The 14,115-nt window shown below is 44.4% G+C and carries 10 protein-coding genes; 2 read left to right on the top strand and 8 right to left on the bottom strand.

The genetic code is table 11. The features are described from left to right. Positions 1–32 precede the first annotated feature (32 nt). Positions 33–3,383 (top strand): ThuA domain-containing protein, encoded by a 3,351-nt coding sequence (locus ACULLH_RS12265; RefSeq protein ID WP_454089040.1) that lies wholly within the window; start codon positions 33–35, stop codon positions 3,381–3,383. A gap of 23 nt (positions 3,384–3,406) precedes the next feature. On the opposite strand, the gene ACULLH_RS12260 is transcribed toward ACULLH_RS12265, so the two are convergent. From ACULLH_RS12260 to ACULLH_RS12245, 4 genes are all read right to left on the bottom strand, one after another. Continuing rightward, positions 3,407–4,309 carry a leucine-rich repeat domain-containing protein gene (locus ACULLH_RS12260; RefSeq protein WP_454089039.1) on the bottom strand — a complete coding sequence of 301 codons (903 nt, stop codon included), beginning with the start codon at positions 4,307–4,309 and terminating at the stop codon, positions 3,407–3,409. 193 nt (positions 4,310–4,502) lie between these two features. After that, positions 4,503–6,605, bottom strand: a complete 2,103-nt coding sequence (locus ACULLH_RS12255) for an elongation factor G (protein ID WP_454089038.1) — start codon at positions 6,603–6,605, stop codon at positions 4,503–4,505. Positions 6,606–6,802: 197 nt separating this feature from the next. Beyond that, the gene (locus ACULLH_RS12250; RefSeq protein WP_454089037.1) at positions 6,803–7,204 is read right to left on the bottom strand and encodes a DoxX family protein; all 402 of its coding nucleotides are present in this window, start codon (positions 7,202–7,204) and stop codon (positions 6,803–6,805) included. 100 nt (positions 7,205–7,304) lie between these two features. Next, positions 7,305–9,410: an adenylate/guanylate cyclase domain-containing protein gene (locus ACULLH_RS12245; protein WP_454089036.1), complete on the bottom strand. Its 2,106-nt coding sequence runs from the start codon at positions 9,408–9,410 to the stop codon at positions 7,305–7,307. 241 nt (positions 9,411–9,651) lie between these two features. Here ACULLH_RS12245 and ACULLH_RS12240 point away from each other — a divergent pair, with 241 nt between their 5' ends. Next, the gene (locus ACULLH_RS12240; protein WP_454089624.1) at positions 9,652–9,918 is read left to right on the top strand and encodes a JAB domain-containing protein; all 267 of its coding nucleotides are present in this window, start codon (positions 9,652–9,654) and stop codon (positions 9,916–9,918) included. 22 nt (positions 9,919–9,940) lie between these two features. Here ACULLH_RS12240 and ACULLH_RS12235 read toward each other — a convergent pair whose 3' ends face one another. The 4 genes from ACULLH_RS12235 to ACULLH_RS12220 all read right to left on the bottom strand — a co-directional run bounded on the left by ACULLH_RS12235 (position 9,941) and on the right by ACULLH_RS12220 (position 14,101). Then, positions 9,941–10,876, bottom strand: a complete 936-nt coding sequence (locus ACULLH_RS12235; RefSeq protein WP_454089035.1) for a ketopantoate reductase family protein — start codon at positions 10,874–10,876, stop codon at positions 9,941–9,943. Between the two features lie 2 nt (positions 10,877–10,878). Then, positions 10,879–11,244: a DUF7009 family protein gene (locus ACULLH_RS12230; RefSeq protein WP_454089034.1), complete on the bottom strand. Its 366-nt coding sequence runs from the start codon at positions 11,242–11,244 to the stop codon at positions 10,879–10,881. A 189-nt stretch (positions 11,245–11,433) separates the two neighbouring features. Further along, complete coding sequence (dsrP, locus tag ACULLH_RS12225; protein ID WP_454089033.1) at positions 11,434–12,678, bottom strand: sulfate reduction electron transfer complex DsrMKJOP subunit DsrP; 1,245 nt, start codon at positions 12,676–12,678, stop codon at positions 11,434–11,436. Between the two features lie 268 nt (positions 12,679–12,946). Beyond that, the gene (locus ACULLH_RS12220; protein WP_454089032.1) at positions 12,947–14,101 is read right to left on the bottom strand and encodes a 4Fe-4S dicluster domain-containing protein; all 1,155 of its coding nucleotides are present in this window, start codon (positions 14,099–14,101) and stop codon (positions 12,947–12,949) included. Between the last annotated feature and the right edge of the window lie 14 nt (positions 14,102–14,115).

The raw sequence follows: 14,115 nt of genomic DNA, 5'->3' as shown, positions 1-14,115 counted from the left end.
TCGCTGTTTAAATCCCAACGCTTAAGATAATAATGAATGCAATAAAATATCTGTCCGTACTTCTGTTGCTCAGTACGGTACTTTCCTGTGGAAAAAGTCAAAAAGAAATTTTAGTCCTTAGTAAAACGGCAGGGTTCAGACATGGATCCATTGAAGCCGGAATCACCGCCCTAAAAAAATTAGGGGAAGAAAACGACATTAAGATAGTCTTTACCGAAGATTCCGCTTATATCGTTGAGGATTCCTTGAAAAATTACAATGCAGTGGTATTTCTGAATACTACGGGGGATATTCTAAATGCCGGTCAAGAGGCCGATTTTGAAAGATACATTCAAGCCGGTGGTGGTTTTGTCGGAATTCATGCTGCAACGGATACCGAGTACGATTGGCCTTGGTACAACAAACTTGCCGGGGCTTATTTTATGGGGCATCCGGCGGTGCAATCTGCTACACTCAATGTAGTTAATAGAACCCATCCGACCACCCAAATATTGGACAGCACTTGGGTAAAGGAAGATGAATGGTACAATTTTAAAAACGTCAATAACGACATCAATGTATTGATAGAAATTGATGAAAGCACTTATGAAGGTGGAAACCATGGAGAACATCATCCCATTTCTTGGCATCATGATTATGACGGTGGAAGGGCCTTTTATACGGCCATGGGGCATACCGATGAAACGTTCATCGAGGAGGCCTTTTTAAAACATTTGTTAGCCGGGATACAATATGCCATGGGTAATGGTTCCCTCGATTATGGCAAAGCCAAAACAGACAGGGTTCCGCTAGAGAACCGATTTACCAAGGAAATTCTGGACTTCAACCTGGACGAGCCCATGGAATTGGATGAATTGCCCGGAAAGGGAATTTTATTCATTGAGCGCAGGGGTAGTCTCAAATTGTTTGATTTTAAAACCTCTACCACCAAGGTCATTTCCAAATTGGATTTGTTTTACGGGAATGAAGATGGACTTCTGGGACTGGCGGTAGACCCCAACTATGCTGAGAACAATTGGATCTATCTTTTCTATTCCGCTGCTGATGCAATAGAACAACGTATTTCCAGATTTACCTTAAAAGATGATATACTGGATTTGGATTCCGAAAAGCTCTTGATCCAAATTCCCCTAATACGCGAATGCTGTCATAGTGGTGGTGGATTGGAATTTGGACCGGACGGCAACCTATTTATAGGGACTGGAGATAATACCAATCCTTTTGAATCGCAAGGCTTCGCCCCTATTGACGAACAGGAAGGCAGGGCGCTTTGGGATGCCCAAAAGTCTGCAGCCAATACCAATGATCTTCGGGGTAAAATTCTACGGATAAAACCAGAGAACGACGGTACCTATTCCATTCCCGAAGGGAATTTATTCCCCGAAGGAACGCCAAACACTAGACCGGAAATTTATGTCATGGGTTGTCGTAACCCCTTCAGGTTCCATATTGATTCCAAAACAGGTTATGTGTATTGGGGAGATGTTGGGCCTGATTCTGGGAAGGATCTCGAAGATCGTGGTCCCAAAGGTATGGGTGAATTTGATCAGGCCAGAACAGCAGGATTTTGGGGATGGCCTTATACCCGTGGTAACAATCAGCAATACAACGACTATGATTTTGCCAAGGAAGCATCAGGTCCCAAATTTGACCCCAACAATCTAATCAATGATTCCCCGAACAATACGGGATTACAGAAGCTTCCACCAGCCCAAGAATCCCTTATCTGGTATTCCTATGACCGTTCGGAAGAATTTCCTTGGCTGGGCGAAGGTGGTGTAAATCCCATGGCCGGGGTGGTGTATCATGCCTCAGATTATCCGAATGCAAAGGATGATACTTTTCCAGCATACTTCGAAAACAAATTGTTTGTGTATGAATGGATGCGGGATTGGATCTATGTAGTGACCTTGGATGAGAATCAGAACTATGTAAAAGCCGACCCCTTTATGCCAAGCACGGAATTTTCACATCCCATGGATATGATTTTTGGGTCAGACGGAAATATGTATATGCTGGAATACGGCCAAAAATGGAACTCCCGCAACTTGGATGCCCGTTTGAGTAGAATCTCCTATATCGAAGGAAACCTAACCCCTGTGGCTCAAATAACAGCAAATAAGGAAATCGGAGCTGCCCCCTTATCCGTTGAATTCTCAGGATTGTCCTCCGAAGATTATGATGGTGATGCGTTGCGCTATGAGTGGTTCTTTACCAGTGGTTCAAAAGTTGAGTCTACTGAGGCAACTCCCACCCATACGTTTGAAAAGGAAGGTCTTTACAACGTTCGGTTAAAAGTGTCGGACCCATTTGGGAACGTTGGCACAACCAGCACCAAAATATTGGTGGGCAATACCCCACCAGAGCTCGAAATCCAAATTGAACCAAAGGATTCCATGTATTTCAACAACAAAAAAGTAAACTATAAGGTTGTGGTTGACGATGTAGAGGACGGCAATTCGGAAGCTGGAACCATCGCTTCAGATAAAATCAAGGTGACCTTTAGCTACATTCCTGAAGGTGAGGATATGATCAAAGCTACTGTAGGCCATCAACAAAATGTGGTGCCCGAAGGGAAGGTGATTATGGATGCTACCGATTGCGCCGCCTGCCATGCCATCGATGTGCAAGTAAATGGCCCAAGCTATAGGGAAATTGCGGAAAAATACACCAAGGAAAACCGCAATTACCTGATTGATCGCGTCAAAAAAGGTGGTTCCGGTGTATGGGGAGAGTCCCTGATGTCAGCCCACCCACAGTTGGAGATTGAGGAAATCGGTAAAATGGTCGATTATATCCTATCGCTCAGTCCGGACGAACAGGTGAAGGAAAAATTATTGCCCCTATCCGGAACAGTGGAGTTCAAAGAACATATAAAAGGTGATAGCGGTGGAAAATATGTGTTGATGGCCTCCTATCTGGACCAAGGCAACACCAAAGTGCCTAATTCCGCTTTGGCGACCAGCTCACAGGTCATTTTTAAAGCCTCAAAAATTGAAGCGGAAGAAGCGGATGACATGAGTGAAGATGTTGGGGAATGGGAAGCTGGTGGAGCCGAACTTGTTGGATCTATCAAACATGATAGCTATATCGGCTTTGAAAATATCAACTTAAGTGGGTTAAAAAATATAAGCTTTTCCGCCTTCTATATTGCTGACTATGCATACAAAGGTGTATTGGAACTGCGCGAAGGCTCCCCAACAGGCACAGTGATCGGGAGTACCGCCTTGGGCTATTTCCATGAGACCAAAGAAGGTTTCAAAAGTTATGAAATTCCCGTACGACCTACCGCAGATCTAAGTTCGCTTTATCTAGTGTTTAAAAATCCAGTCGACGAAAAGCAATTTGTGGCCAACGCCAACTGGATTATTCTGAACTATTAAACAAATCATGGCAAAGCCTGCTGTTAATTGCAGGCCTCGTTGGTTTGTTGATAATCGGATAGCTTAAGTGTGGGTATCGATTGTCCGCTATCAATTTGAATGCATAATAAATCAGGATTTCTATTGGCACTTAAGTAGTCCAACGCTCCAAAATTACTGACATCCAAGCTGGTCAATACGTTGCTAAAGCAAGACAGGTACTGCAAGTGCTGTTTTTCACCAAAATCAATTTGGTTCAATTTGTTGTCGCCCACATCAATGGTCTCCAGCAGTTTATTTTGGGTAAGATCTAGTGTTGTCATTTGATTTGTGGGTATAAATATGCTCTCTAAATTCACTGCAGCAGTGGCATCAAAGGTCGTCAGGTCATTATGGCTCATTAAGAAGTTGACCAAACTTGGGTTTTCAATGGTATACGCCTCAAAATAGTTAAAGGAAAGGTTTAACCATTTCAAGTTGGTCGCAGCCGACAGCCCGTTAAGCTCCGTAAGGTCGTTCACTTTTAAATCCAGTCTCACCAAGGCCTTGTTCTTGCTTAGATCAATTGCGGACAAATCATTACCGGATAAATCCAAAGTATCCAAAAGCACATTATTGCTTAAATCAATCTCGGACAAGCGATTTCCAATGGCAAAAAGCCTTTTCAAATTGGGGAAACCTTCAATACCTGTGAGATCATGAATCTCTTCTGATGTTATTTGCGTGGATATATCCAAGTATTCCACTTGGGCAGCATCAGATTTAAGTACTTTTTCATTCACTATTCCGTCGGTGTCTATGCCTAAACTGATCAATTTGGATTCAAACTGGGCATCTGGAACATAGATCTCTGTTTCGGGATCAATACGGTTGGTGTCATTGTCATTGGAACATGCGGCCATAAGCGCAAAAAGCGCAAGCGAAAAGCTCGGAGTTTTGAATTTCATAGGGAAATTTTAGGTTGTTTTTTGATTTGATAAATGCAAAAACAACCGGACAATAACCGTGCCCGAAACGCCGATTTTTTATGTCTCGCTCACAATGAGAAGATTAGAATTTTCAGCACATTTTGTCACCCATGTCCTTTTGACAGGAATGCTTTGGGATACTTTTAACCAGCTCGCTACAGTGCCCGCAAGTTTAATTTCTTACCAAATTTTGCTGAATATTGTCGGGAACCACCTCAAAAGAAGAAAACATCGAATTAAAAGTGGCCTTGCCCTGCGTCAGCGAACGTAAGTTTGTAGAATAACCATAAAGCTCCATCTCGGGTGTGGTACACTTTAAAATCTGGTAACGGTCTTCATTGTCTATTCCAAGGATGGTGGATCTACGGGACTGTAAATCCGTCATTACACTCCCCACCATTTCTTCAGGTACTTTTATGGTCAATTCGCGAATAGGTTCCAAAAGTTTGGGCTTGGCATCTAAAAATGCTGCCTTAAAGGCATGCGCGCCTGCAATTTTAAAAGCGATATCATTCGAATCTACCGAATGCATTCTTCCATCGTAGACCATTACCCTTACATCCCTTACGTATGAACCTGTCAACGGACCTGATTCCATCACTTCCAAAATTCCCTTTTTGATGGAGGGCAAATACCGAAGGTCTATTACCCCTCCCACAATACAGTTATAGAAAACCAGTTTCCCGCCCCAGGGAAGCGTTACTTCTTCCTTTCCCCTTATATTGAAGCCTTCAGGTTCTGGCATGCCCTCGTACCAAGGTTCAATTTTCAAATGTACTTGAGCAAACTGCCCTGCCCCTCCAGATTGTTTTTTATGGCGGTAATTGGCCGTTGAAGAACGTCTTATGGTTTCCCTATAAGCAATCTTTGGCTGTTCAAATTCGGCTTTCACCCCATAACCATTTTCAAGTATCCAGCCAATGGTGGCCAAATGTAACTCACCCTGGCAACCCAAAATTTGTTGTTTCAGCTCTTTGGAATAGTTGACTACTACAGTCGGGTCTTGGCTATGTAGTTTTTTCAGGGCATCACTTAACTTTTCTTCATCGGCCTGCTTTAGGGCCACTACAGATTTACGGGTCCGGGGCTCTGGATAGCTTATGGGCCTTATGGTAACCTGATGTCCTTGCTTGTAAAGCGTATCGGTGGTTTCGGTATGCTTCAATTTTAAGGTAGCACCGATATCCCCCACCATTAGTTTTGAAACCGGTTCCCGCTTTTTTCCGTCCATGATAAAGAGCTGGTGCAGGATTTCCGTCTCTCCGGTACGGGAATTCACCAATTTATCATTGGCATTGACGACACCGGATTTTACTTTAAAAAATGTTAGCTGTCCCAAATTGGGCATATGCACCGTCTTAAAGACGAAAAGGGCCGTTGGAGCCTCTTTGGTGCGTAAAACAGTTTTGTCCTCCACGCTTTGTTCCGGCTTTAAATCTGCGGCCGCGGGAGCTACATTGTCAATAAAGCCCATTAGTCGGCCACTTCCCATATCTTGAAGCGCGGATACACAGAAAACGGGAAAAAGTTCATGGTTCAACATACCTGCTTTAATGCCCTGGCGCATTTCATCTTCGCTCAAGGTTCCTTTTTCAAAAAACAGTTCCATCAGCTCCTCATCGTTCTCTGCTGCTTTTTCCACCAGTTCATTGTGCAATTGGTCAGCCAGTGCTTTTTGGTCATCGGGAATGGGCAACTTTTCAGGCTTTCCACCTTTAGGTGGAAACTTGTAGAGTTTCATTTTTAAAACATCCAGGATGCACTGGGCACCATCAATGACCAAGGGATATTGGATTTTTACGGCATTGTTGCCGACCAATTCTTTGATATCCCGGAAACTATCCTCAAAATTGGCATGCTCATGGTCTATTTGGTTTACGACAAACAGCGTGGGTTTATTATAATGATCAATATGGTTCCAGATGATCTGTGTGCCTATCTCCACCCCATGCCGGGCATTTATTACCGTAACCACGGTATCTGCCACCCTAATGGAAGAAAGTATTTCGCCAATAAAATCATCCAACCCAGGGGTATCTATGATGTTTATTTTGTAATTGCGCCATTCGGTATGCAAAGGTGTTGCAAAAACAGAAGCACCTCTTTGGTGCTCTATTTCATGATAATCGGATACTGTATTTTTACCTTCTACCGTACCCCTTCTATTGATCAGGCCCGCCTCAAAAAGCATGGTCTCGGCCAGGGTGGTCTTACCGCTGTTGTGGGCACCCACAAAAACGATGTTCTTTATGTGTTTGTCATCATATACCTTCATAATCACAACTGTTTAGAACATAAAAATCCCGATTCCTTTTTATAAAAAATATGACATTTCGCATCGCTTTATATGAAATAAGAAATGCTGGCCTGCCTAAAGAGGAGTTATCGGAAGTTTTGGTGTTATTGGATTCACTATCAAGATAATAAATATCTCGTCAGCACGCAATACAAGTTATATACCCCAGGAAACCACTAGCTTTTGGAAACCAATGGAAACACACGTTGCAAATTGGGCATTCTGAGCCATAGGGCCAGCCAGATGACTATCCCAAAAATCACGGGAAGGAAAATATTCAGCATGGGATCTTCGTGGATAACATGCGTAGCAACGGCTCCGCCCAACCAGCCTGTTAGCAATACGGCACCAATAATGGTAGTTTTGGGAATGGCATACAAAAGTGTACTCGCGAGCAGCACAATGCCCAGGCAAAGTACAGAAGATTCAGGGTAGCCCAAATCGGTGGCCCCTGTGATGGCATCTTCCGATTGGAAAATATTGCCTGCGGCTCCCATAAAAAATAATAGGACGATCAAGCCCTGAAGAATGTACGAAGTCCATAAACGGACTTTGGAGGTTTGTTGGTCTGTTGTCATTTTTTGGTGTTTTAGAGGATTGCGGTTCCCTACTAATGTACAAATTAGCTAAGTATGTTATGCAACTTAAACTCCCCGCCTTCAACGGGTTAAAATTGAATTATTCAGGCCATGCCATTTTATTGTAAATGGCCATATATCGAGGATCTTTAGCTTTTCTAAAGGACTGTAACCGGTGTTCCGTTTTAAACCAACAGGTCTCCACTTCTCTTCGTTCATAGGATTTCTGGAGCCATTCAAAAGCTGTGCTGTCCTCTCCAATATAGAAATGATACATGGCCAAAAACCATGCGGGCGAACCGGCCATCCCCTCATCAAATTGGTGTTGTAACATGTCCAAACGTTCCTGGATTTTTGCAGGGTCCGCGCCATCATAGGCCATTTCCACAGCATCATAGTACAGGTGTACGGCGGCCTTGTCCAAGAAGTTTGTGTTAAGAATGTGGTTCATCTCTTTAAAGGCATCCATATTGCCCATGTTCAAGTGTACCATGGCCACATCGCGCATATAAAATTGGTCATTTTTGAATTTGGCATCATAACGTTTCATTAGGCTATCCGCCTTTTTCACTTGCCCGGATAAAAAATGCGCCCGAATCATCTGCGCAAAGCCATTGCCAATCTCTGGAAAGCGTTTCACGTACTTTTCGGCATAACGGATACTCTCCTCAAACCGTCCCATGGTGCTGCAATAAACGGTATAAAAGGCACCATCGGGAAACGAGGGTAAAATGGCCACCAGCGATAAATGTTCATCGACATACTCAAAGTTTTGATCAAAGAAAAATTTAGTGATCAACAAAAACTGGGAAGCCTCCAAATTGGGCTTTAATTCCATGGAACGTTGCAGGTTTTCCGTGGCCTTGGCAGCCGCCAAATCTTGATTAAAAACGCCCCAGATAATTCCGCCCATGGCATAGATCCTACCCAATCCCCTATAGGCTTCGGCAAACTCGGGGTCGAGCTGGATTGCCTTTTCGTACAAAGGAATGGCCTGATAGAACGATTGCTTGTCCATTTTATCCGTTAGGGCATTTGCTTGGAGCACCAATTCGTACGCCTGTTTGTTTTCGGTAATTACCTCGTTGTTCGGAACATAGGCCGTCTGCTGAATATCCTCATTTAACTGTGAAACGATCTCGTTACCGATTACCCGCTGTATTTCCGTTTTATAATTCGCTCCCGAAATATGCAAGTACCGTTGCGACCAGATATATTTTTGTTTCAGGGGATCCACCAAGCGCATATCCAAGCTGTACAAACTATCGGAATGGTGCAGGGCACCTTCCAAAATGTAGCGGACCTCCAAGGCATTCGCCAAATCCTTTAAAGCTCCCCCTCGATTAAGAAAATCATTGACCAAGGAATTGGGCACCACCTTTCCGAGCTCCGATGTGTTGGACAACTGCTGCAAAAGCTCCCCGGTCAAGGATTCGGTCAAAACATCGTTCTGGTCCATGCCCGATAAGTTCTGAATGGGCAAAATGGCAATGGAACTTGAAGGGGTCGTACCTCCCTCCTCTTCCTTAGCACCGGAATTGGAGTTTTTATAAGCAAACAACAAACCTGCTGTTACCACTGCAATCAAAAAAATAAATCCTGCTAATTTTAGGAGTTTACTTTTTCTGTTGACGTTTGAAGTGCCGTCATTTGAAGCAGCTTCCGCTTCCGTTTTATCGTGGGAATCCTCATCGGTCACTTCCGGGACATGGATGGCATTATCATCCAGCGCAAACACAGGAACGGCATCCTTCACGTTTTTAAACTGGAATACCTTTAGGTATTTGGTCTGTATTTTTTTATGGCTGCGCAACTGGTCGTTCACATGGCCCGAGAAAAACACGGCCCCCGGTTCGGCCACCGCTTCAATTCGGGAAGCAATGTTCACGGCATCGCCAATGATATCGTTCTCCATAAAAACAATATCACCCGCATGAATGCCGATTCGTACAGGTATCACAGGTTCCTCCAAAAAAGCCTTCTGCAATTCCAGACCGCACTCCACGGCATCAACCGAGCTGTCAAAAACGGTCAAGGTGCCATCTCCAAAATACTGGATGATCTTCCCGCGATGGGCTTTTGTCCATGACTCAAAAATCTCGCGATGGCGATTGCGAAGTTTGATTGCCGTTTCCTCATCGTCCTGCATCAAAGCGGTATACCCTTGCATGTCGGTGAACATAATGGCCGCTAATTTGCGATGCATGGTCATTGGTTGGTACGGTTTTCAACCCTAAAATAATGAAATGACCCCATAAAACGGTCCGTACGGGTTTAATTCACACTAAATAGAACCTTCCGTTGAAATTCTATGTAACTTTCTGGCACTTTAGCCCGCTCGCAGCATTCCCTACAAATTGTATATCTGAACTATGAGCGTCCGTCCTACCAAGGAACAGAAAATTAAGGTCTTAAATTCTGTTGATGTCTACGATATAATGCAGTAGATACTGCTGCGCGAAAACAAGATCCGCCGCAACCAAGAACATTTTTGGGTGGTGGGGCTCAATACTAAAAACAAGATCCTTTTTATAGAGCTGATCGGCCTTGGTGCGGTAAACCGCGTAAATGCCGATCCGCCCGATGTGTTCCGTATGGCGATTTACAAATTGGCAACCAAGGTAATCTTGGTGCACAACCACCCCAGTGGTGTTGTGGATGCCTCCAAAGGGGACCAGGAGTTTACCGACCGTATTCTTCTTTCTAATCATTAAAGTATCCCTGAAGAGCTTAGACTTAAGAAATACGCTGTTGAATCTCAGCAAACAATTTTTGATAAGTTGGCGTATCAACACTAAAGTGTTGTGCTGCTTTTACCACGTAACCCACCAAGGCCTGTACTTCGGTATTGGCTTTTTTGGCTTTAACATCAGAATGTAGCGAAGAGGTTACCGCATGGGGCAAACTTTCCAGTTTGGCCAATACCTGTTCGGCCATATTGTTGGAGATCTCAATGCCTTTTTGCTTTGCAATCTGGGCCACTTCGTTGACCAGGGCGATCACGGTGTTTCGTTTGTCGGGGTCCGCAACTATGGGGCCTACGGGCTCGTCAAAATAGGTGGTGGCCGTGGCGGTTACGGAGATAAAGACAAACTTTTCCCAGATCACCTTTTTAATCTGTGGGGTCAGGGTCACTTCCATCCCAGCCTCTTGGAACAGCCTTTCCAAAGTATCCAACCGGGCATCGGAAAGGCCCTCCACCCCAAAAAACAGTTTTTTAATATTGCCCAGGTTCTCCACCACCCCTGGTCGTGACAGTCGGGCAATAATGTACACACAGCCATCGCACACCAAGTTGTTGGGCAGCAATTTTTGGATGCGTTCCCTACAGTCCACCCCGTTGAGCAGGGGCAAAATCACGGTTTCAGGGCCAATACAAGGTGCGAGCTGTTGTATGGTTTGCTCCAGATCATAACTCTTGGTAGCAACTATGATATAGTCTACCTCACCAATTTGAGTGGTGTCGTCCGTCGCCAACTTGGGATTGGTCACAAACTGCTCGTCACCTTCAACAACCTGTAATCCTGATTTCCGAATGTGTTCTAGATGTGCTCCACGGGCCAAAAAATGAACCTCCACAGCTTTGCTGTCCTCAAATTGCTTGGCAAGCAGGCCTCCAAAGAAACCTCCCACCCCTCCTATTCCGGCAACAAGGATCTTTGAAGCTGCCACGGTTACATTGCCCTTGGGTTGGGGTAATTATCGGATTGGTCCTCAGTGGTGCGGTCCATGCAGATAAAGTCTTTTTCCACCAACAAGAACAGCTCATTGCCATTGTTAAGGGCCAGGATGTGCTCAAAACCTACCACTTCGTTCTCGTACCAACCTTTGCAGGTGGCCGCGGGCACAATCAAGGTAATAGTGTCGTCCATAAATTCGGCATCCATATGCGTTTTGGTGTCCGATACCTTTACGGCATAGGTAAAGGTTCGACCATTGAACTCTGTGGTTTCGGTAAAATGGCCTGTATTGCAAAAAGTTTCCACCTCGCTGCGTGTAAGTCGATACCGGACGGAATTCCCTTTGATTCTTATTTTCATCTGTTTATTTTTTATTTCTTTTTGGATGTCACCTCGAGCGCCGCACCTTCCGAAGTTTCGTTCGGTGGACAGGCAGTCGAGAGGTCTTTTAAAATTTACCTGTTTAATTAGGTCTCGCCAGCTCCTTCGACAAGCTCAGGATGACAGCTCGACCTGACACTTTTTTTCAACATTTCAACTTAACGATAATTAAGCTGTTTCTGATTCCAGTACTTTCTTTTTCTTGTAGCGCAACTTGCCCAGTTCAATACCAATGGATGTTTTTGCCAACATGGTAAAGACAAAGGCGCCCATGGCCCAGATGCCCAAAGTTACCCAGATTTCAATCCAAGTAGGGGTGTATTCCGCTATTTTTCCGTAGGGCCCGGGGATAAAGCCGGGAACTATAAGACCAAATCCTTTTTCAATCCAAATGGCCACAAACAGCATAAAGCAACAGAAATACAAGACCTTAAAGTTATTGCGAAGTTTATGGAATGTCAATAAAACGGTTGCTAAAATATTCAGGGGGATTGCGGTCCATATCCAAGGCAGCAATGCGGTCTTTCCTTCCAATCCAAAAAACAGGTAATAGGCGCTTTCGCTATGGTGCGTAGGCGCATAAAATTCCTTAAAGAGTTCGGAAACCAACATGATCAGGTTGATCTGCGCCGCAACGGTAACGATCATGGCTATTTTGCTGATGGTCTTATCCTCTATTTTGAATTCTGAAAATTTTCGAATAGCCGCCAATACCAAAATGATCAAGGCAGGACCGGCGGCAAAGGCCGATGCCAAAAACCGGGGACCCAAAAGGGCATTGTTCCAAAACGGACGTGCCTGAAGCCCCTCATACAAGAAAGCGGTAACCAAATGGATGCCCACAGCCCAAAGCACAGATAAAATTGAACCGGGAACATATATTTTGGACTTTGCCTCTTTTCCCTGATAATGCCGAAAAAGAATGTACAGCGGAATGGTAATATTGATAAAGAGGTAGCCATTGAGCACGATAACGTCCCACGCCAGCATGGAATTCGGAAAATTAAAGACCCCAATCCCCGGAATCATATGCCACAATACCGAAGGACCTCCCATATCGGCCACCACAAAGGCCAAACACATAACAAGGGCGGCTACAGCCAGTCCTTCTCCGATCAAGACCGCTTGTTTAAAGTCAATGTCCTTTAGGACATAGGTGGGCATGACCAGCATTACGGCGGCTGCGGCAACCCCGACCAAAAAGGTAAAATTGGAAATGTAAAGCCCCCAGCTTACACGATCGGTCATTCCGGTTACGCTTAGGCCTTCATCCAACTGAATGGAATAGCAATACATACCGATGAGCATGATCACGGTTAAAAATATCATCCAAATATGGTAGGTTTTGGATCCATGGGTGATGTAATCCAAACTGTCCCTCACCATATGTCGAAATGCCCTAAATGTTCCCATTCATTTTATTTTTTTAAGGTTGAAAACCTGCAAACTTGCCCGACGATCCCTAATTTTATTATGGTTACCTTATTTCTATAAACTTTTCACATACAGTTTGTCATTCCGTACTCGATACGGAATCCACTATTTTCTATAGATTCCTGCTTTGCGCCACCGCTAAAGCTTTTGGCGGCACGCGGTCGCAGGAATGACAAATAGATATCAAACAACTTCATTTTTTTATTTAAATATATGGTTTTAATACCCTTATTATCAATATATTACTTTAATCCATAAAATACCAGAACTTCGGCTCGGTTCCCAAATCTTCTTTTAATCGAAATACCTGCTTGTTCTCCAATACCCATCGAATCGTACTATCGGGGTCCAACAAGTTGCCAAAGATTCTAGCGCCCGTTGGACAGGCCTCTACACAAGCAGGATCCTTCCCAGATCTGGAGCGCTGCACACAAAAGGTACATTTTTCCATCACCCCTTTTTTACGCAATCGGTTCCCCAGATAGTGTTGATTTTTATTGATTTCATCTTCGGGTACTTCAGGTTTGCTCCAATTGAAACGTCGACCATCATATGGACAGGCCGCCATACAATAGCGACATCCAATACACCAATCGTAATCCACCACTACAAGACCATCTTCTTCACGCCATGTAGCCTGGACCGGGCAGACATTCACACAGGGGGGATTGTCGCAATGGAAACACTGTGTCCCCATATAAAAATGTCCTTCTGCAGGGACTTCGTGATAATAGTTGTCGTCTGCTTCATTGAATTTAAAGCCTTCCCCATCCTTCATTTCGTGGATGCGGATATATTGCATCTGCGAATTCCGATCCTGATTGTTCTCCTTGACACAGGCACTTACGCAATCCATATAGCCCTGACATTTGGAAATATTAAAGGCGTATCCGAAGAGCACATCTTTTGATGCATCAGCGGCTGACATTTTTATGTTTTCCTTTTTGCGCAATTGATAGGATCGTACCAAACGATCTACAGTAGCCTGTTTTTCTTCTTGGGTCATCAGTTTATAGTTGCCCTTAAACTGTTCCTCCCAATCTATTTGTGCTTTTTCCTTGGCTTCTTCCCCGGCTGTTACGCTACAGGAAGTATGTACGGCTCCTGCACCTACCAACAGGCTTGCCGTGAGTTTGCGAAAGGCAGTTCGTCTATCCATTTTTACATCGAAGACCTGCTGAAAACCATCCTTACGGGTCTGTTCCACCATGGTTTCTCCCATAAGCTCTTGCTCCACAGCGGCATCGAACTCCTCGGCTGAAATGGCGTAGTCATCTTTTGGGGGTTCAACTGCATGTGAGCCACAACCACCGCTTGTTTTACCGCAGCCACAGCTACCGGCCACAACTTGTTTTTTGTTGAGGCCTAGATCCAATTGAAACCATTTCTTTTTATCTCCCATGATACGCGTATTGA

The sequence above is a fragment of the Flagellimonas sp. 2504JD4-2 genome, assembly GCF_053642935.1.
Note: the sequence above shows the minus strand (reverse complement) of the source record. Positions and strands in the feature narration are given on the sequence as shown.